Origin of the sequence: Lentilactobacillus otakiensis DSM 19908 = JCM 15040 (assembly GCF_001434145.1) — a bacterium.
In the GTDB taxonomy this organism is placed as follows: Bacteria; Bacillota; Bacilli; order Lactobacillales; family Lactobacillaceae; genus Lentilactobacillus; species Lentilactobacillus otakiensis.
Window position 1 is genome coordinate 95,466 of sequence record NZ_AZED01000020.1, and the last position, 20,689, is coordinate 116,154.

General features: G+C 41.5%; 18 protein-coding genes and 1 tRNA gene. 15 read left to right on the top strand and 4 right to left on the bottom strand.

Translation table 11 applies throughout. The features are described 5' to 3' along the window. Nucleotides 1–23: 23 nt before the first annotated feature. From clpX to argH, 5 genes are all read left to right on the top strand, one after another. Nucleotides 24–1,271, top strand: a complete 1,248-nt coding sequence (clpX, locus tag FD05_RS11305; protein ID WP_191980531.1) for an ATP-dependent Clp protease ATP-binding subunit ClpX — start codon at nucleotides 24–26, stop codon at nucleotides 1,269–1,271. 87 nt (nucleotides 1,272–1,358) lie between these two features. Further along, entirely contained in the window at nucleotides 1,359–1,946 is a 588-nt protein-coding gene (gene yihA / locus FD05_RS11310) for a ribosome biogenesis GTP-binding protein YihA/YsxC (protein WP_020281914.1), read from the top strand. Then, a complete protein-coding gene (locus tag FD05_RS11315; RefSeq protein ID WP_020281915.1) occupies nucleotides 1,943–2,254 on the top strand; it encodes a nucleoside triphosphate pyrophosphohydrolase family protein in 312 nt (103 codons plus the stop codon). The genes yihA and FD05_RS11315 overlap by 4 nt, the downstream gene beginning before the upstream one ends. Nucleotides 2,255–2,448: 194 nt before the next feature. After that, nucleotides 2,449–3,744: an argininosuccinate synthase gene (locus FD05_RS11320; RefSeq protein WP_020281916.1), complete on the top strand. Its 1,296-nt coding sequence runs from the start codon at nucleotides 2,449–2,451 to the stop codon at nucleotides 3,742–3,744. Further along, nucleotides 3,745–5,127 (top strand): argininosuccinate lyase, encoded by a 1,383-nt coding sequence (gene argH, locus FD05_RS11325; protein ID WP_020281917.1) that lies wholly within the window; start codon nucleotides 3,745–3,747, stop codon nucleotides 5,125–5,127. 394 nt (nucleotides 5,128–5,521) lie between these two features. Here the strand turns inward: argH and FD05_RS11790 are convergent, their stop codons facing one another. Beyond that, nucleotides 5,522–5,692 (bottom strand): SPJ_0845 family protein, encoded by a 171-nt coding sequence (locus tag FD05_RS11790; RefSeq protein ID WP_020281918.1) that lies wholly within the window; start codon nucleotides 5,690–5,692, stop codon nucleotides 5,522–5,524. Nucleotides 5,693–5,891: 199 nt separating this feature from the next. Here FD05_RS11790 and FD05_RS11330 point away from each other — a divergent pair, with 199 nt between their 5' ends. The 5 genes from FD05_RS11330 (at nucleotide 5,892) to FD05_RS11350 (ending at nucleotide 13,589) form a co-directional block, all read left to right on the top strand. Continuing rightward, the gene (locus tag FD05_RS11330; protein ID WP_020281919.1) at nucleotides 5,892–7,361 is read left to right on the top strand and encodes an ABC transporter substrate-binding protein/permease; all 1,470 of its coding nucleotides are present in this window, start codon (nucleotides 5,892–5,894) and stop codon (nucleotides 7,359–7,361) included. Further along, a complete protein-coding gene (locus FD05_RS11335) occupies nucleotides 7,351–8,100 on the top strand; it encodes an amino acid ABC transporter ATP-binding protein (protein WP_020281920.1) in 750 nt (249 codons plus the stop codon). Before FD05_RS11330 ends, FD05_RS11335 begins: the two co-directional genes overlap by 11 nt. Before the next feature lie 240 nt (nucleotides 8,101–8,340). Next, nucleotides 8,341–10,173, top strand: coding sequence for an excinuclease ABC subunit UvrC (uvrC, locus tag FD05_RS11340; protein ID WP_020281921.1), 1,833 nt, complete (start codon nucleotides 8,341–8,343; stop codon nucleotides 10,171–10,173). 128 nt (nucleotides 10,174–10,301) lie between these two features. Then, nucleotides 10,302–11,609 (top strand): GTPase ObgE, encoded by a 1,308-nt coding sequence (gene obgE, locus FD05_RS11345; protein ID WP_020281922.1) that lies wholly within the window; start codon nucleotides 10,302–10,304, stop codon nucleotides 11,607–11,609. 45 nt (nucleotides 11,610–11,654) lie between these two features. Continuing rightward, entirely contained in the window at nucleotides 11,655–13,589 is a 1,935-nt protein-coding gene (locus FD05_RS11350) for an acyltransferase family protein (protein WP_020281923.1), read from the top strand. Between the two features lie 58 nt (nucleotides 13,590–13,647). On the opposite strand, the gene FD05_RS11355 is transcribed toward FD05_RS11350, so the two are convergent. Continuing rightward, on the bottom strand, nucleotides 13,648–14,394 hold the full coding sequence (locus FD05_RS11355) for a hypothetical protein (RefSeq protein WP_020281924.1): 747 nt from the start codon (nucleotides 14,392–14,394) through the stop codon (nucleotides 13,648–13,650). A 421-nt stretch (nucleotides 14,395–14,815) separates the two neighbouring features. Between FD05_RS11355 and rnz the strand changes: the two genes are divergently transcribed. Genes rnz through FD05_RS11380 form a run of 4 tightly spaced genes read left to right on the top strand, consistent with a single transcriptional unit; the run spans nucleotide 14,816 to nucleotide 19,070 of the window. Continuing rightward, nucleotides 14,816–15,754, top strand: coding sequence for a ribonuclease Z (rnz, locus tag FD05_RS11365; protein WP_167320804.1), 939 nt, complete (start codon nucleotides 14,816–14,818; stop codon nucleotides 15,752–15,754). Nucleotides 15,755–15,775: 21 nt separating this feature from the next. After that, entirely contained in the window at nucleotides 15,776–16,189 is a 414-nt protein-coding gene (locus FD05_RS11370) for a lipopolysaccharide assembly protein LapA domain-containing protein (protein ID WP_020281927.1), read from the top strand. Nucleotides 16,190–16,203: 14 nt separating this feature from the next. Then, nucleotides 16,204–18,534 (top strand): single-stranded-DNA-specific exonuclease RecJ, encoded by a 2,331-nt coding sequence (gene recJ / locus FD05_RS11375; RefSeq protein WP_020281928.1) that lies wholly within the window; start codon nucleotides 16,204–16,206, stop codon nucleotides 18,532–18,534. 17 nt (nucleotides 18,535–18,551) lie between these two features. After that, nucleotides 18,552–19,070, top strand: a complete 519-nt coding sequence (locus tag FD05_RS11380) for an adenine phosphoribosyltransferase (protein WP_020281929.1) — start codon at nucleotides 18,552–18,554, stop codon at nucleotides 19,068–19,070. Nucleotides 19,071–19,182: 112 nt separating this feature from the next. Here the strand turns inward: FD05_RS11380 and FD05_RS11385 are convergent. Then, a tRNA-Ser gene (locus FD05_RS11385) sits at nucleotides 19,183–19,270 on the bottom strand. Nucleotides 19,271–19,318: 48 nt separating this feature from the next. Then, nucleotides 19,319–19,963, bottom strand: a complete 645-nt coding sequence (locus tag FD05_RS11390; RefSeq protein WP_039933280.1) for a VTT domain-containing protein — start codon at nucleotides 19,961–19,963, stop codon at nucleotides 19,319–19,321. 154 nt (nucleotides 19,964–20,117) lie between these two features. On the opposite strand from FD05_RS11390, the gene FD05_RS11395 reads away from it, so the two are divergent. Then, nucleotides 20,118–20,498, top strand: coding sequence for a CvfD/Ygs/GSP13 family RNA-binding post-transcriptional regulator (locus tag FD05_RS11395; RefSeq protein WP_020281931.1), 381 nt, complete (start codon nucleotides 20,118–20,120; stop codon nucleotides 20,496–20,498). Nucleotides 20,499–20,689 lie beyond the last annotated feature (191 nt).

Below are 20,689 nucleotides of genomic sequence, written 5' to 3' on the forward strand. Positions count from 1 at the left end.
TCCTGGATGGAGGAGTGAATAATTTGTTTGAAGATAATGAATCAAGCGGGCCTATTACTTGCTCGTTTTGTGGAAAAACACAGGACCAAGTGAAGAAAATTGTTGCTGGACCTGGCGTTTATATTTGTAATGAATGTATTGACTTATGTAAAGAAATCATTGACGAAGAATTGGCACCAGAAAAATCATCAGAAGATTTACTGAAGGTTTTGACTCCTGCTCAAATTCTGGATAAATTAAATGAATTTGTCATTGGTCAGGAAAATGCCAAGCGGACGCTTTCCGTTGCCGTTTATAACCATTACAAGCGGGTTAATGAAATGATCAGTGAACCTGATGACGATTTGGAACTTCAAAAGAGTAATATCTGTATTATCGGACCTACTGGTTCGGGTAAAACTTATCTTGCTCAGACATTGGCCAAAATCTTGAACGTCCCATTTGCAATTGCTGATGCGACGACTTTGACTGAAGCCGGTTATGTCGGTGAAGATGTTGAAAATATTCTGCTGAAGCTGCTGCAAAATGCCGATTATGACGTTGAGCGTGCTGAACACGGAATTATTTACATTGATGAAATTGATAAGATCGCCAAGAAATCAGAAAATGTCTCGATTACCCGTGATGTTTCTGGTGAAGGGGTTCAGCAAGCCTTACTGAAGATTCTTGAAGGTACCATTGCCAACGTTCCACCTCAGGGTGGTCGTAAGCATCCCCAACAAGAATTTATTCAAATTGATACGACTAACATCTTGTTCATCGTTGGTGGTGCATTTGACGGTATTGAAGGCATTGTTAAGAGTCGTCTTGGCGACAAGACGATTGGTTTTGGAACCAACTCTGATGAAGCTGCCGATGTTGACGCCAAGAACATCATGCAGTCAGTTATTCCAGAAGACCTACTGAAGTTTGGCTTAATTCCAGAATTCATCGGTCGTCTGCCAATTCTGACCGCACTCGATAAGCTTGATGAGCAAGATTTGGTTCGTATCTTAACTGAACCGAAGAATGCTTTGGTCAAGCAGTACCAGAAGTTAATTGAGCTTGACGGTGCTGAGTTGGAGTTTGCACCTGGCGCCCTTGAAAAGATGGCACAATTGGCAATTGCTCGTGATACCGGTGCTCGTGGACTCCGTTCAATTATTGAAGGGGTTATGCGTGATATCATGTTTGATCTTCCAAGTCGAAATGACGTTTCAAAAGTGATCATTACGCCTGAGACAGTTACCGATCATAAAGAACCAGAACTAATCTTAAAACAAGCATCGTAATTCTCAGAAATCTGATGTAAACTTTAGATAGTTTACCATCAGATTTCTTTTTTATTCATAAATTTTGTACATCGAAGGAGTGGTTTCATGGAGGTTCACAACGTCGACCTTACAATTAGTGCTGTCGCAGAAAAACAATACCCAAACACGCAATTTCCAGAAATAGCGTTGGTTGGTCGGTCAAATGTTGGAAAATCTTCGTTGACCAACGTGTTAATTAATCGTAACAAATTTGCCCGGACATCCAGTCAACCTGGAAAAACCCAGACATTAAATTTCTACAATATTGAAGACAAGCTTTATTTTGTCGATGTTCCCGGATATGGTTACGCCAAAGCATCCAAAGCCAGCCGCGAAAAATGGGGTCGGATGATCGAAACTTATTTGACCAAGCGGGAACAGCTCAAGGGTGTCATTACCTTGGTTGATGGTCGCCATGCGCCAACTGATGACGATATCTCAATGCATACCTGGTTGAAATATTACAATATTCCAATTTTAATCGTTGCCACTAAGATGGACAAAATCTCTGGTGGTAAATGGAATAAACAGGAATCGTTGATTCGAAAGACGTTACAGTTGGATGCCGATGAACCCCTGGTTATGTTTTCCGCTTTGACTAAAACGGGTAAAAATGAAATTTGGCGTTGGATTGAGGGGAGAATGAAACGATGAATTTTGATGAATACCAAAAAGCTGCCAATCGAACATTAATGGGTAACGAACAGGTTCTTACTAATTGTGCCTTGGGTCTTACCGGTGAATCGGGCGAACTTGCTGATTTGATTCGTAAATATACATTTCAAAGCGAGAATCTTGACCACGATCAATTAGTTCAGGAAATGGGCGATGTTCTCTGGTATCTTTCCCAGATCTCGGAATGGGCGGACATCCCATTTGATGAAGTCGCTACTGATAACATTAAACGGCTTGAAAAACGCTATCCAGAGCAACATGGTGGTGTCAATCAAGTTAATATTTAAGGATGACCAATGAGCAGCCAGATTTTGATGATGGCTGCTTTTTTCATACATATTTTGACAAAATCAGCTCATAACTGCATATTCGACATAATATTTTCACGAATAATGAATAAAACATAAAAACAGTTGCAATAAATGAATATTGGTGTTAATCTCAATACATTGAATTTTTCAGAAGATAAGAGGGAATATATATGTCAGAAAATAATAAAGTAATTTTAGCGTATTCCGGTGGTCTTGATACTTCAGTTGCCATTGCCTGGTTGAACGACAAGGGTTATGACGTTGTTGCCTGCTGTATTAATGTTGGTGAAGGAAAAGATCTTGATTTCATTAAGCAAAAGGCACTCAACGTTGGCGCTGTTAAAGCATATGTCATTGATGCACTTGATGAATTTGCCGACAACTATGCTGCCGTGGCTTTGAAGGCCAATGCAATGTATGAAGGCTCATACCCATTGATCTCAGCTCTGTCACGTCCCTTGATTTCCAAGACTTTAGTCCAAATTGCCCATCAAGAGCATGCGGGTGCCGTTGCCCACGGTTGTACCGGTAAAGGAAATGATCAAGTTCGTTTTGAAGTTGCCATCCATGGTCTTGATCCTCAACTCGAAGTTTTAAGCCCAGTTCGTGACTGGCACTGGTCCCGTGAACAAGAAATCGAATATGCGAAGGATCACAATATTCCAATTCCAATTGACTTGGACTCTCCATACTCAATTGACGCTAACATTTGGGGCCGTGCCAACGAAGCAGGAATCCTGGAAGATCCTTGGCAGAGTGCACCGGAAGATGCTTTTGCAATCACTAACCCAATTGAAAACACACCTGATACCCCAACTGAAGTTGAAATTACTTTTGAAAAGGGAATTCCAACTGAATTGAACGGTAAAAAAATGAAGTTTTCTGATATTATTCAGGAATTAAATGAAACCGCCGGTGAAAATGGTGTCGGTCGTATCGACCATATTGAAAACCGTTTGGTTGGTATCAAATCTCGTGAAGTATATGAAGCACCTGCCGCAACTGTTTTGCTGAAAGCCCACAAAGAGCTTGAAGATTTGACCTTTGAACGTGACTTGGCTCACTTTAAGCCAACCGTTGAAAAACAATTGAGTGAGTTGGTTTATAATGCACTCTGGTTCTCACCATTAATGGACGCAATTCAGGCGTTCATCGACAAATCACAAGAAGTCGTCAATGGTGTTATTAAGTTGCAATTATTCAAAGGCAACGTCATGGTCCTTGGACGTAAATCAGATTCTTCACTTTACGACAAAGACTTGGCAACTTATACTTCATCTGATTCCTTTGATCAAGAAGCAGCTAAAGGGTTCATCAAACTTTGGGGCTTACCAACTCAGGTTTACCAACAAGTTGCCCTCAAGAATAAGAACTCACAATTTGTTAAAGCTGTCACTAAATCTCAATTAAAGGATAAAGTAACGGTTCATGAACAACATTCTGCACATACGGGAGCTAAGAAATAAATGAGTACTAAGAAACTATGGGGTGGTCGGTTTCAGGAACAAGCAGCTGAATGGGTGGACCAGTTTGGGGCTTCGATTTCATTTGACCAGTTAATGGCCGATGAGGATATCGAGGGCTCACTTGCCCATGTTAAGATGTTGGGACATACCAAAATTTTGCCGATGGCGGATGTCGATCAGATTGTTGCCGGTTTAAATGGTTTGCGTGATGATCTGCATGCTGGTAAGTTGCATTTTACCGTTGAAAACGAAGATATTCATATGAATATTGAAGCTTTGTTGACCGATCGAATTGGACCGGTTGCCGGGAAATTGCACACGGCACGTTCTCGGAATGATCAGGTGGCCACAGACTTTCATTTGTACTTGAAGAATCGACTGCCACAAGTCATTGATGAAATCACCACTTTGCAAAAAACGCTGGTAGCCATGGCTGAAAAGAACATTGAAACAATCATGCCGGGCTACACCCATTTGCAGCATGCGCAACCGATTTCCTATGGGCATTATCTGATGGCGTACTATCAGATGCTCAAGCGTGATAAGGAACGGTTCGAATTCAATATGAAGCATACTGATATTCTGCCATTGGGTGCGGCTGCACTGGCTGGAACAACTTTCCCGATTGACCGTGAATATACAGCGAAGGAATTGGGATTTGGCCAAGTTTATCCAAACTCACTGGATGCCGTTTCCGATCGGGACTTCGCCTTGGAATTTTTGAGCAATAGTTCAATCTTGATGATGCACCTTTCCCGTTTCTGTGAAGAAATCAGTATGTGGGTCAGCCACGAGTTCAAATATCTTGAATTGAGTGACGCATACACAACTGGTAGTTCAATCATGCCGCAGAAGAAGAATCCGGACATGGCTGAATTGATCCGTGGTAAATCCGGTCGAGTATACGGCCACCTAATCGGCTTGCTTTCAACGATGAAATCTCTGCCATTGGCGTATAATAAGGATCTTCAAGAGGATAAAGAGGGTACATTTGACACCGTCAAAACCTTGTTACCATCTTTGAAGGTGTTTAATGGGATGTTAAAGACTGCCAAGCCGAATGTTGAGCGAATGAAGCAGGCGACTGAAAATGATTTTTCAAATGCCACAGAATTAGCTGATTATTTGGCAACCAAGGGCATTCCATTCCGTGAAGCTCATGGTATCGTCGGTAAATTGGTCTTAAAGGGCATAGAAACCCACCAGAACCTCCAAGACATGTCTTTAGAGGAACTACAGGCAGCTTCGCCTAAAATTGAAGAGGACGTCTATCACGACCTTAAATCAGAGGTTGCAGTTGAACGTCGTCATTCTTTAGGTGGAACTGGCTTCGATCAAGTCCGGCTGCAGATTAAGAATGCTAAGCAGGAACTTGGCGAGTAGTTGGTTCACTTAACTTTGATATATGTATTTTCTGATAATTTAAAACGAGGTCTTGCCGTTTGGCAGGACCTCGTTTTTTGGTTGGTGGTTGTTTGAATGTTATTTAGTGGAAACGTGTTTCGACGGCCGGCTGAAAGCCTGCCTAGCCTACTTGGCGACGACCCAGCGCCCTACTGCATAAGCAAGAAAGTCCACTAATGAACACAAGCCGTTCATCATTGGACTTTCTTGCTTATGCTCCGGGCCCTAACCGGGTCTCGTCACACTCTAAACGTGTTCCGACGGGCCTGGCCCCTACTGTGTAAGCTAAAGGGCTCAACGATGAACAAAAATCGTTCACCATTGAACCCTTTAGCTTACACTCCGGGGACACCCAGCCCTTGTCACACTCTGACTAGAACCATCTCTTCTTCTTTTCCGGTTTCTCTTCATTCTTGCGTTTTTTATCTTTATCTTTTTTATCGTGTTTTAAAAACTTGTCACGTTTTTTATCTTCCGGATCCATTTCGGCGAACTTGCCGAAGATGGCGTCCATGTCGTTTTGGCGATTGACCTTTAATGCCATTGAGATTCATCTCCTTACCCTTTTACGAGATAACTATATCAAATATTGCCCGGAAAGTCACACTTATTGGTTAGAAGCTAAATTTTGATGTATATTTGCATGAATACTGTATAATATTAGCTTATTTGATATTTTTATTGCATAAATTATATTTTTGGTGTAGTGTATTGGTTATTATAATTTTGGAAGAGGGAAAGTCATGAAGAAGAATTTAAAAGCAATTATTCAAATCATTATTATGACCGTTGCCATGTTTGCTTTAACAGCAGTCTCCGCCACCCACGTTTCTGCGGCGGACACTTCACTACAGCGGGTTAAGCAACGGGGTGAACTGATTATGGTTACCAGTCCCGACTATCCGCCATACGAATTCCAAGTGAATAAAAATGGCAAAGATCATATTGTCGGAATGGATATTGACGTTGCCAAGAAGGTTGCCAAAGATCTCCACGTTAAATTGGTGATTAAGAGTATGAATTTCGATTCATTACTCGTTGCGATTCAAACTGGTAAAGCCGACATGGCGATTGGCGGGATTAACCCAACCGCAGCTCGTCGACAAAGTGTTGATTTTTCAAAGATTTATTATACTGGTGGTCAAAGCTTCTTGATTAACTCCAGCGATGTTAATAAATATAAAAGCGCAAAAAATCTGAAAGGCGCCAAAATTGGTGCACAAACCGGTACCTTGCAGTATGGGTTGGCCAAGAAGAAAATTCCTGATGCCACTGTGAAAGGAATGGACAAATCCACCGATCTGGTGCTTGCATTGAAGACTCATAAGATTGATGCACTCGGGATTGAAAAGCCAAGTGCGGAAGCTTATGTAAAAAACGATCCAAGCTTAAAGATGATTTCATCAGGATATAGCCTGAACAAAAACGAGACCGGTGCCGCCATTGCCTTCAAGAAGGGCTCAAATAGTCTGGTCAATGCCGTTAATAAGTCAATTGACCAAATTCAAAAGAAAAACTTGACTGACCAGTATTTGGCGAGCGCCGGTAAGTACATGAAGGTTAATACCGTCAATACGTCGATGTTCCATTATTGGAAGTACTTTGCCAAAGGTGTTGAATACACGATCTTGATTTCGATTGTTTCAACATTCTTTGGAGTTCTAATTGGTGTCATCTTGGCATTGATGCGTTTCTCCAAGCAAAAATGGCTCAGAGGTTTGGCAATCAGTTATACCGAATTTATTCGAGGAACACCATTGATGGTTCAAGTACTATTTGTTTACTTTGGGATTGGCGTGGTCGTTAACATTCCAGCGTTGATTTCAGGGATGATTGCCGTGTCGCTGAATAGTGGTGCTTATGTTGCCGAAATTATTCGTGGTGGGATTAATTCCGTTGCGAAAGGGCAAACTGAAGCAGCTGCCAGTCTGGGCTTGTCAAAAGGTGACTTGATGCGGTTTGTTATTTTACCGCAAGCATTCAAGAACATCTGGCCAGCTTTGGGTAATGAATTTATTTCTTTGATTAAGGAAAGTTCAATTGTCTCAATCATCGGAGTCACCGACTTGATTTACCAGTTGAACATCGTCCGTGCAGATACCTACCGTGGAGTCATGCCGATTTTCGTTGCCATGCTGTTGTACTTTATCATGACCTTTGCATTGACCAGGGTCTTGAATCACTTTGAAGGGAAGATGAAACATGCAGGATAAAAAAGTTCTTGAAGTGAATCATTTAAGTAAAAAATTTGGAAACAATGAAATCCTCAAAGATATTAACGGTACCGTCAAATCCGGAGAAGTGATTTGTGTAATTGGCCCATCCGGAGCTGGGAAAAGTACTTTCTTGCGCTGTTTGAACTTGCTTGAAAAGCCAACTTCCGGCGAAGTCAAATTTGACGGCACAGATCTGACACACGTTGATGAAAAACAATTAATCAATTTGCGTGAACGAATGGGAATGGTTTTTCAAAGTTTCAACCTTTTTCCAAATATGACTGTGATTGACAACCTTAAGTTGGCTCCAATCCGAGTGAAGCACATGAAAGACGACGAAGCTCAAAAGGTTGCCATGCATCTGTTGGACCGGGTGGGATTGGCAGAAAAGGCAAATGCATATCCCAGCAGCCTATCCGGTGGTCAACAGCAACGGGTGGCCATTGCCAGAGCGTTGGCGATGAATCCGGAAGTGATGTTATTCGATGAGCCAACCAGTGCGCTGGATCCTGAAATGGTTGGTGAAGTTCTGGAAGTTATGAACGAACTGGCCAAAGAGGGAATGACCATGGTGGTCGTTACTCACGAAATGGGCTTTGCCAAGGAAGTCGCTGATGAGGTCTGGTTCATGGCCGATGGCTATATTTTGGAACGAAACAAACCAGTAGAGTTATTTGATCATCCACAAAACGAACGGGCAAAAGATTTTATTGGTAAGATTATTCAAAACGTGTAATTGTTTGATGAAATCTGCCTGGCATCTGGCAGCAAACTAAATCTCTTAATGAAGAACGTTCTTGTTCTTCGTTAAGGGATTTTGTCGTATATGGTGTACGTTACTAAACCGCTATAAGCAAAGCAACATCAGCTGATTTCCAGGAAATTTTTCCTGTCTGACCTCCAGGACGCTTCAGTTGAACCAAACATATATTCGATGTATACTTTTAAGATGAATATCGCGAAAGGAGTGAGTTTTTTGGCGAGTGAATACATCGAACATAAGTTGGCCTTATTACCGGATATGCCTGGTTGTTACCTGATGAAGGACATCAACGGCAAGATTATTTATGTTGGTAAAGCCAAGAACTTAAAGAACCGAGTTCGTTCTTACTTCAAAAGTAGTCATGAAGGCAAAACGGCTCGGTTGGTCTCCGAAATTGCTGATTTTGAATACATTGTTGTTTCCAGTGATAAGGAATCGTTTTTACTTGAAATCACATTAATTCAAAAGCATCGACCATATTTCAATATCAAATTAAAACAGGGAAACGGTGGCTATCCGTACATTAAGATTACCAATGAACGGGATCCCCAAATTAAAATCGTCAATACGTTACTTAAAGATGGCGGTTTTTATTTTGGTCCTTATCCAAATGTCTATGCTGCCGAAGAGACCGTCAACTTCTTGCAAAAGGTTTATCCTTTAAGACGTTGCAACGGCTTTCAAAACCGACCGTGTTTGTACTATCATATGGGCCAATGTTTGGGTGCCTGCTTTAAAGTGGTCCCAGAGGAAACCTATGCCAAGCAAATTAAGCGGATTAAATCATTTCTGAATGGGAATGTTTCCCACGCAAAGCAAATGCTGACAAGTAGGATGGAGAAGGCCGCATCCAAGATGGAATATGAGCGGGCCGCAGAAATTCGTGACTTAATTAAGTACATCGAAATTACGGTTGAAAAGCAAAAGATTATTTCAAACGACAACACCCCACGGGATATTTTTAACTATTATATGGATAAGGGTTGGCTGTCAATTCAGGTCTTCTTCATTCGACAATCTCGATTGATGAAACGTGAAAAACGTCTTTTTCCAATTATCGATGATCCAGAAGAGGAAATGGTCAGTTTTATTTCCCAATTTTATAAACAGAAAAACCAAATCCTACCAAAAGAAATATTAGTGCCAAACACATTGCCAACCGATGTGATTAGTCACGTCGTTGAGGATGTCCCCGTTAGAACGCCACAGAGAGGCCAGAAACGCGATTTGCTGGAGATGGCGGGTAAGAACGCCCAAATGGTCTTGGAGGAGAAATTCCGCCTGTTAGAGCTTGATGAGAGCAAGACAACTGGGGCTATGAAAGAACTAACCGATGCCATGGGAATTGCACCAGGTCACAAAATTGAGGCTTTCGACCACTCTCACATTCAAGGAGCCGATCTAGTTTCTGCGATGGTCGTATTTGTTGATGGTCAACCCAACAAAAATTTATATCGAAAATATAAATTACGAACAGTCGATCATGCTGATGAAGCAGCCAGCACCAAGGAAGTGATTCGCCGACGGTACACCCGTTTACTCAAGGAACACGCTGAAATGCCTGACCTCATCTTGATGGATGGTGGTGTCATTCAGATGAATGCCGTTAAGGATGTTTTGGTCAATGAACTTGGACTCAATATTCCGGTTGGTGGAATGGTTAAGAACACGCATCACCAAACTGCCGATCTGTTATTTGGCGATAATGATACGCCGCTTCAACTGGATCCAAAGAGTCAGGGGTTTTACTTATTGCAGCGAATTCAAGATGAAGTCCATCGATTTGCGATTACCTATCATCATAAAGTTCATACCAAGAATTCATTGAGTTCAAGATTGGATTCTATTTCTGGGGTAGGACCGAAGACGAGAAATAAATTACTTCGCAAGTTTGGGTCATTGAAGAAAATTTCGAATGCACCAATTGAGGATCTTCGCAAACTGGGAATTTCGGAAACTGTAGCGCAAACCATTAAGTTCTCGTTAAGCAAGATTGACGAAGAGCGAAAAGTTACCAACTATCAAGATAAGAAACTGACTCATTAAATGGTTAATTATTGTTTTCATTTTCAAGATTATTTTGACCTGGTGTGCGAAACTCGGTATACTGCTAGAGTATTAAACACGTAACTAACGACTGAGGATTAATTAGAATTAATTAAAATGGTGATAAGATGTTTGTTGATCAAGTAAAAATTAATGTAAAAGCCGGAAACGGCGGAAACGGAATGGTTGCATTCCGACGTGAAAAGTATGTCCCAAATGGTGGACCGGCCGGTGGTGATGGTGGCCGTGGCGGAAACGTCATTTTTAAGGTCGACTCAGGGATGAACACACTGATGGACTTTCGATATCATCGAAAATTCAAAGCCAAGAACGGTGGTAATGGTGCCAACAAATCAATGACTGGCCGTAGTGCTGAGGACTTGGTGATTCCCGTTCCAGAAGGGACAACAGTTACGAACACTGACACTGGCGAAATTGTTGGTGACTTGGTCAAGCCTGACCAAGAGTTGGTCGTTGCCAAAGCTGGTCGTGGGGGCCGTGGTAATATTCACTTTGCCAGCCCCACTAATCCTGCTCCTGAGATTGCTGAAAATGGCGAGCCTGGACAGGAAATTTCACTTAGTCTTGAATTAAAGGTATTGGCTGACGTTGGATTGGTTGGATTTCCTTCAGCGGGAAAGTCGACTTTGTTGTCCGTCATCACCAGTGCCAAGCCTAAAATTGCCGGGTATCATTTCACAACTTTGGTGCCTAATTTGGGCATGGTTCGGTTGGATGACGGCCGAGATTTTGCGGTCGCTGATTTACCCGGATTAGTTGAGGGGGCTTCAAATGGCGTTGGACTGGGATTCCAGTTTCTTCGCCATGTTGAGAGAACTCGTGTGATTCTTCATTTGGTGGATATGTCCGGTCTTGAAGGACGTAATCCATTTGAGGATTATTTGGCAATCAACAAAGAGTTAAAACAATACGATGAGCGGATTTTGAAACGACCACAGATCGTTGTGGCGACTAAGATGGACTTACCCGATTCAGAAGATAATCTGCAGGAATTCAGAAGTCAATTGGACGAACATGTAGCTGCTGGTGAGCATAAGCCAGAAATCTTCCCAATCTCTTCAGTTACCCATACAGGTTTAACAGAACTAATTCGAAAAACCGCGGACTTGCTTGATACAACTAAGCTTTCTGATATGGAAAAACCGGAGGATAATTCTACCAAGGAATATGAATACAAGCCTGCAGAGTCAAGCGACTTCCATATTGAATACGATAAAGAATATGAATCATGGGTCATTTCCGGTGAGAAGATTGAAAAATTGTTTAAGATGACTGATACGGAACATGATCAGAGCATGCTAAGATTTGCACGACAAATGCATGGAATGGGAATTGACGACGCTTTACGCAAAGCGGGCGCCAAAGATGGGGATACCGTTACGATCCTGGACTTCTCATTCACATACGTTGAATAGTTTTATTGGGGATTCACAAATTCATATAGGGCAGGGAATATTTCAATGCAACAGGTTCAAACAAAAAAACAAGGCAAACGACTCAAGCATAGTCGTTATATATCCGGTTTTGATGGTATAAGAGCACTGGCTGTGGTTGGTGTGATCATTTACCATTTGCTGCCGTACAAATTGCAAGGTGGGTACTTGGGTGTGCCAACCTTCTTTGTGGTATCTGGGTATTTAATTACCGATCTTTTGTTACAAGAGTGGGAGCAAAATGGCAGAATTGATTTTTGGGGATTTTATGCTCGAAGAATAAAAAGGCTTTACCCCGCGCTTGTATTTATGCTGGTGGGAACCGGCACATACATAACATTGTTTCAACGTTCGCTGTTAACAAATTTAAGATCGATTATTAGCACAAATTTATTGTACGTATACAACTGGTGGGAAGTTGGGCATGGACAAAGCTACTTTGACCGATTTAATGGTGAATCACCATTTACCCACCTATGGTCATTATCAATTGAAGGTCAGTATTATCTGATTTGGCCTCTGATTTTGACTGCAATGGTTTTAATTATTCGTAAACGACGAACAATTGCCAATATCTTACTTGTCTTAGCAATTGGTTCGGGTGTTTTAATGGGACTTTTATACACTGGTCCTGATACCTTAAACCGGGTTTATTATGGTACGGACACCCGGATGTTTTCAATTGTCTTTGGTGCACTACTTGCTGTTATCTGGCCTTCTACCCATCTTAAGAAAAATGTTACCAGTCGATCAAGATGGACTCTGAATATTATTGGGTTGGCCTCGATTGCGGTTATTGCTTATCTGTATTTCCAGCTCTCTGGCCAGAACACCTTCACATATCGTGGCGGGATGTTTATCATGGCGATTGCCTCAACAACATTGATTGCGGCCTGTGCACACCCTGGCGCTGACGTGAACCGGTGGCTTACCAACCCGGTATTTAGATGGATGGGTACGCGGAGTTACGGAATCTATCTATATCAATTCCCGGTCATGATCTTTTACGAAATGAAAGTGCAAGACATCGCGGCACATCCATTAATGAACGCCTCTATTGAAATTGCGCTTATTATGGTCATCAGTGAATTGTCATACCGCTATATTGAAGCGCCATTACGACATTACAAGTACTCAAACCTTGGTCGATCAATATACGAATTTGTTCAGCCAAACTCTGAATACGGCTGGAAACGCCTATGGTTGATCCCAGCTGTTTTGCTGATTGGAATTTCCGTTTATGGGAGTGCCATTTCACCGACTAAGGACGCCAAAAACGTTTTACAGGAAAATATTTCCAAAAATGAAAAAACAGCCAATGCCAATAACAAGGCTGCCTTGGCAAAACAAAAGAAGGCTTCCAAACTGACTGCCAATCAGAAGCGGATGCAGAAGCTTCTTAAGAAGAAATTGACGGTTAAGCAATACAAGGTTGCTAAGCATTATGGATTGAGCAAGCGTCAGTACTTAACTGTTTACCAGCAACCGTTAACTGCAATTGGAGATTCGATTTTGGCTGATAACAGTCGGGATCTTCAGAATGTCTTTCAAAATGCCTATGTTTCTGCTGCTGTCGGCAGGCAAATTTGGCAGGCAGGACAAGTCTTGACACAAATGAAGAAGAAAAATGATTTGGCCCCTAACATCTTGATTAACTTGGGAACCAATTCGCCGATGACTTCTGCTCAGATTAACTCTGTCATTAAGTCAATTGGACCAAAGCACCAAATCTTCTGGGTGACAACGCATGTACCAACACGGAACTGGGAAACAGAAGTTAACCGTACAATCCGTGCGGCTGCCAAACACCATAAGAATGTGCACATTATCGACTGGCACGGTTACAGTTTGAATCGCCGTGATTGGTTCTGGAATGATAACGTCCATCCAAATCCAAAAGGGAATATCTATTACACCCATTTGATTGCAACATCGATTAGCGATTATTACAGCAAAAAATAAAAAGTTTGGAATCACTTAATGAATCAGGATTAAGTGATTTCAAACTTTTTTAATTGGATTATTTAAGATTTAAGTTCAATGTGGAACCAGGGGCATTGGCAACCTGTTTTTGGCTCGTTGTGTAAACTGGACCAAATTTAATTGCGAGTTTTGTTGCAGGCTTTGTCGCATAATCATGTAGATAACCTGTCATAGCAAAGCTCACTGCCCGATTAGCACCAACCTTGTTGCCCGCGGATGAATCGGTTAGTTGATTGGCAGTCGTTAATGTCTGCCCCTGATTTGTTTTGACGTAGTCGACGCCATTTAAGGCAATTGTGAAGTGATGCCGATTGGTAATGGTGTAATTGAGGACAAACGTGTAATAGGTGTCCGGAATATGTTGAAGATTAAGAACTTGTTCAGCTGCCTCCTTAGCTTGAGGCGTTTTGGCCGTGTTCTTGATCACTCGGACTTGATTAACTTTGTAGGTCAATTTGCCAACTTCAATGTTTGTTGGTTGAGTCGTCACATCAGCCAGCTGTTGTCGAGTGCCAAATCGGTCAAAAGTAAATTGATGTTTTTTACTCAGATCACCGTTTTTAACATAATGTGTATTATTCTGAACCGACTTTGGTACTTTATATTGATAGTCACTCCAAGATTTTGAAGAATTTGAACTGCTGGACGAACTTGACGGATCGTTCGACATATTGGCACTGAGTGACTTTTTCTCATTTGATTGATTATTCTCATTACTACCACATCCCGCCAAGCCAACAGCGAGAATCATCGTTAAGATAATTAAATATCCTTTTGTTTTCATATTTTTATCCCCTAGTAAAATACGATTGATTTATTAACAATTCTAAACCCGAAAACCAATTGGTGGTCCTTTAACGTTCTTAAATCGGTCTTGAGGGGGAGTTGTTTAGTTCTCGTCATGAATTGATCTAAGGTTATTGTAGCAAATCCACCATGAGATGGCGTTGTTTTGCCCAACAATAAGGAATTTTTATCAATTAACAATTGATTGATTGGGAGGAAATGTTTTCCTTCCGAAATTAAAATTGTCAGCTTGGGGTTCAACGTGCTGCTGGCGCGATAAAACTCATCCAAATTCATGGCGCTCACTTCCTTCTCATGAATATTTTAACTGAATTATGATACAATTGAAAAGTGATTTTGAGAAGGTGGGGGATCTCCACTTCTCTGACTCGATTTTAAAAATAAGGAAACGATAAATAATGCAAATTGAATTTTTAGGCACTGGAGCAGGATCTCCAGGCAAATTTCGTAACGTTTCGAGTTTGGCGCTACGTTTACTTGATGAGATAAATTCTGTGTGGTTGTTCGATGTTGGTGAAGGGACTCAGCATCAGATCCTTCGGTCAACCATTCGTCCACGAAAAATCGAAAAGATCTTTATTAGTCATTTACATGGTGACCATATTTTTGGCTTGCCAGGGCTGTTAAGCAGTCGGTCATTTCAAGGTGGCAATACACCATTAGACATTTATGGACCAAAGGGGATTAAAGAATACGTGAGTGTCAGTTTGAAGATTTCTGAGAGCCGACTTTCATATAAGATTAACTATCATGAACTACCAAAAGATACGGATGGTAAAATCTTCGAAGGCAAAAAATTTACCGTTTATGCGGCGCCACTGGATCACCGAATTACCAGTTTTGGCTATCGGGTCGTCGAACATGATCATCCGGGGGAGCTGATGGTTGATAAATTGACCGAGTTACATATTCCTTCCGGTCCAGTGTATGGGAAATTAAAAATGGGACAGACCGTCACACTGGCAGATGGTCGAGTAATTGACGGCAAGCAGATGATTGGCCATGCCCAACCAGGCCGAATCGTGACGATTATTGGGGATACCCGCAAGACTGATAATGCAGTTAAATTAGCTCAACAGGCAGATGCCCTGGTTCATGAGAGTACCTTTGGCAAAGGCGAAAACAAGCTTGCCAAGAATTATTATCATTCAACCAATATGCAAGCAGCTCAAATTGCCAAGCAGGCAGGAGTCAAGATGCTTTTACTCAATCATATTTCAGCTCGATATACCGGCAAAATGGCCCACGAGCTGGAAAAGCAAGCCCAAACTATTTTCCCCAATACGAAAGTTGTTAAGGACTTTGATGTAGTTGAGATACCATTCGAGAAGAATTAATTATTCCTGGGGGGGATTGTTTTGAAAAAGCAAATTAGCACGATTGTTAGTATTGTTTTGATTATCATCATCGCAATTTTTGCATTGATGAACTTTGAATCGGTTGAAGTTAATTTTGGCTTTGCTTCATTTCAGGTGCCATTGGTTCTATTGATCTTGATTTGCTTGTTGATTGGTGCTCTCATCATTTTTTTGTTTTCATCAACACAAAATGTCAAGAAGAACCGCCAGTACAAGCAACTGGAATCTGATAGCCAACAAAAGCAAGACGAACTCAATCAGCAAATCAGCAAGTTGAATGACAATCTGAAAGCAGTTGAAACCAGATTGAAAAATTCTTCAGGTAAACAAGAACTCGGCAGTCGTGATCAACAAATCAGTGATTTGGAAGACGAAATTGCGAAACTGACCGATAAATTATCGTCACAAAAGTAAGGTAGAGTGTTTGAATGATCAATTCCAAGTTTAAGTGGCAGCTTGATCAGCCAACCGATCCACAAGCAGCTGACAAGCTCGCCAAGGATGCAAATATTGACCCGTTTATTGCCAAAATGTTGGCTCAACGGGGCGTTACAACCCCTGAAGCTGCAGAAGAATTTATGAATCCTTCTGTTAGCGCTTTTCATGACCCATTTTTGATGCACGATATGCAGAAGGGGATTGACAGGATCCAAAAAGCGGTTGAAAACGGTGAACATATAACTGTTTATGGTGATTATGATGCTGATGGAATCACAAGTACAACGATTATGTATGAAACGCTCAGTGATTTAGGAGCCGATGTTGATTATTATATTCCAAACCGATTTTCTGAAGGCTATGGGCCAAATGTCCAAGCGTTTGAAAATATTATCAAAAAAGGCACAACTTTGATCGTTACTGTTGATAATGGGGTTGCTGGTAACGATGCAATTGATGCGGCCAACCAACTGCACTGTGATGTGGTGGTTACCGATCACCATTCATTGCCTGAAAAGCTCCCCGATGCATATGCTATCATTCATCCGCGAGTTAAAAATGAAAACGGGGATGGTTATCCATTTGGCGACCTTTGTGGCGCTGGGGTGGCGTTTAAAATTGCCCAGGCACTGATGGATGAGGTCCCGTCTGATTTACTTGATATTGCCTCAATTGGAACAGTTGCCGATATTGTATCGTTAAGAGATGAAAATCGGGCAATTGTAAAGTTTGGTGTTCAAGCGATTCAAAATAGTCAGCGTCCAGGGTTGCTCGCCCTGATTAAAGAGGCGGGAATTGACTTGAGTAAGTTTAGCGAAGATGATATCGGGTTTGGCATTGCGCCTCGCCTGAATTCGCTTGGTCGAATCAAGGACGCGACTGTCGGCGTTGAGCTTCTATCCACATTTGATGAAGACCGAGCCTCTGAATTGGCCAAATTTGCCAACTCGCAAAATGATCTACGGAAGTCGCTGGTCGATCAATTTTTCACCGACGCAGTTCAATCAGTTGAGGATGGCGGAGACCTACATGGCCGTCGCACCCTCGTTGTTGTTGGCAATAATTGGCACCAAGGTGTGCTGGGAATTGTTGCCAGTCGGCTAGTGGATAAGTATCAGAGGCCGACAATTGTCATGACTGCCGCTGATGATAGTGATGAGGTCAAGGGCTCTGGGCGCAGTGTCGATCAATTTGACTTATTCAAAGCAATCGATCCGATCCGTGATCAAACGGTTGGTTTCGGTGGGCACCATTCTGCAGTGGGATTGACAATTAAAAAAGACAAAGTCCCCGTGCTGAAGGATCAGCTGGAAAAAGCTGCCGCAGATCAGCACTTGGACTTGTCAGTTAAACCCAAATTAGCTATTTCTGCCGTGCTGCCAATTTCAAAAGTCACACCGGATTTGTGTGACAAAATCAAAGCCTTGGCACCATTTGGTCAAGATAATCCCAAACCCATTTTTAAAATGCAATTTGATTCACTCGCAAATGTGAAAACAATGGGTAAGACGAATGATCATTTGAAATTTTCGCTGGTCCAGGGCAATAATCAGTTGACCGCCATTGCGTTTGGTAAAGGAAGTGTCGCCCCAGAGCTCCAAAATGGGCAGACAACGCTTGAGGTTGCTGGTGAAATTGGTGAAAATACTTGGAATAACCGGACGACTTTACAATTGATGATTGATGACTTGAAGCAGACTTTACCACCAGTTGTTGATCAACGGACCCGTGAGCTGCATCAACAGATGTTTGCCCAGTCGGGCGTCTATGTATTCTTCCATGAAAAGATTTTGAAACAGTTACAACGATACGTGGGCGATCAATCCCAGGCAGTGATGTATAACCAAGTACAAAAAGATTTCACGGATGGTCATCGATTATATATCGTTGACTGTCCGGATGTTGTCGATGATCTGGTAACGCTTCTGGCGAATATCCGGCCACAAACCACCGTTCTTTATTTGTACAAAAAGCAACTTATCTCGAAAATAGGGATGCCAGATCGGAATTCTTATGCTAAACTATTTAGGTTCATTAAAGAACACTCAAACATAAATATTGCTACGCAGTTAAAACAAATTTCAGAGCACTTACACATTTCCGCACGGACGATTATCTTTATGGTTCAGGTTTTTCTTGAATTAGACTTCATTACCATCAAAGACAGGATGATTAATTTGAATCCTGATTATGCCGACCGTGACCTGAAAACAGCACCGAGCTATCACCTGAGAATCGAACAGCTGGCTGCTGAAAAGAAATTGTTGGTTTCAAATACTCATGAATTAGTCAGCTTCGTCAAGGACTGTTTGGGCGTTTGATGAAAGGGAGAAAGAATATGCCAATCGATTTTTCAAAATATATTGCATCATATCCGGACTTTCCGGAACCCGGAATCCTCTTTAGAGATATTTCACCATTACTTGAAAATGGTGAGGTCTATCGTGCCGCAACCGATAAGATTGTGGATTTTGCCAGAGAACGTAATGTCCAAATGATTGTCGGGCCGGAAGCTCGTGGATTCATTGTCGGCTGTCCCGTTGCTTATAAGCTTGGGGTTGGCTTTTCACCTGCTCGTAAGAAGAACAAGCTGCCTGGTGAAACAATTGAGGAGAGCTATGGCTTGGAATACGGTAAATCTTCGTTATACCTCCGTACCAATGCAGTTAAGCCAGGGCAAAGAGTCTTAGTGACCGATGATCTTTTGGCCACTGGAGGGACGATTGATGCCACTATTCGTTTGGTCGAGCGGCTCGGCGGAATCGTTGTTGGAACGGCATTCTTAATCGAATTATCTGATCTTAAGGGTCATGACAAAGTTAAAGATTATGACTTCTTTACATTATTAAAATATTAAAGTAAAAGTTCGTTATCGCTGGTTTCCAGGATAACGAACTTTTTTTGTGGTTGATTGGAGAATAAAAAAGCACTTCAACGATTTAGATCGCCGAAGTGCTTACTGTCATATAAGGTGAGTACAGGATTTGAACCTGCGCGCCGGTATTAGCCGGTTCGCCGGATTTCGAGTCCGGTGCATTACCACTCTGCCAACTCACCACAACAGATTTAATTATATCAATTGTTATTATGAAAGTAAATTACTGTCTACTTTGAAGATGCAAATTTTGTTTTAACATAACCAATGACGGCAGGGATGAGTGAAATTCCAACGATCCCGATAATGACCATCGAAAAGTTCTCTTTGACGATTGGAATGTTGCCAAAGTAGTATCCAGCACCGCAACAGATTGCGACCCATGAGATACAAGCTATCAAGTTATATTTGATGAATCGCTTGTATGGAAAATCACTGGTAGCAGCCACAAATGGGATCAGTGTTCGGATAATTGGAATAAACCGTCCAAAGAAGATTGCCATTGCGCCATATTTGTCAAAGAATTCTCGGGCTTTTGCCAGATCTTTTTCCTTAATGAATTTTCCTAAAATATGATGGCGTGGAATGATTTCACCGAACTTATTTCCAAAGAAGAAGTTCAGTGAATCTCCACCGATGGATGCCACTAGAAAGATGGCGATAAATAAAACGATGTTTAATCCATAACTCACGTTGGCTGATAGCGCAGCTGCTGCGAATAGTAGTGAGTCACCAGGTAGAAAAGGGAAAATGACTGCTCCCGTTTCAATAAAGATAACTGCAAACAAGATTAAGTATGTCGAGTCGCCAAATGTATTTACAATATTTATTAAATGATCGTCAATGTGGAGTATAAAATCGATGAGCGTGCTCAAATAATCATTCCTTTCCAAAATTTATAATTGATTTTACCAAATTGTGACAGGGGATAGGCACTTATTAGCTGGCCTTTAACAAAAAATAAGTTTTGTTGTCTAATTTAGTTATCCACGATACAATTATTGTCAGATTGTGGATAGGATGATTATTATGAAATTTAAAGTAGGCATGAAGGTTGAAGGAACTGTCACTGGAATTCAACCATACGGAGTCTTTGTTGATATCGGAGATCATATGCAGGGTCTCATTCATATTTCTGAGTGTCAAACTGGATTTGTCGATGATATTTACAAACTTTTTAGTATTGGTCAGGATGTTTCGGCTCTTATCATTGATATTGATGAGTATTCCGGCAAGATTAGTCTTTCGACCCGCACAAATGAGGTCCATATGGGCGTTATTAAACATCCCAAAGGCTTTCGCCCCAAGCAAATTCATTATTGGACCAATTATCGATTGAACATTGGATTTAGATCTTTAGCCAAAGCTAGAAGCCCATGGATGAGAGATGCGCAGCGTTTTTTTGAGTAATTTACAGAAAGTCCTTGACCTGGCTATCACAAATTGGTAGAATATTTTTCGTTGTCAATTATTCATTTTGTTCGTTATGTGATGTTCACTTTTCAAAAATGAGTAAAAAAACCACTTGATTTCAAATCGAATACCTGATAATATTAAATAGTTGTCAAAAGCGATAAACAAGCGCTTACGACAACTCAGTA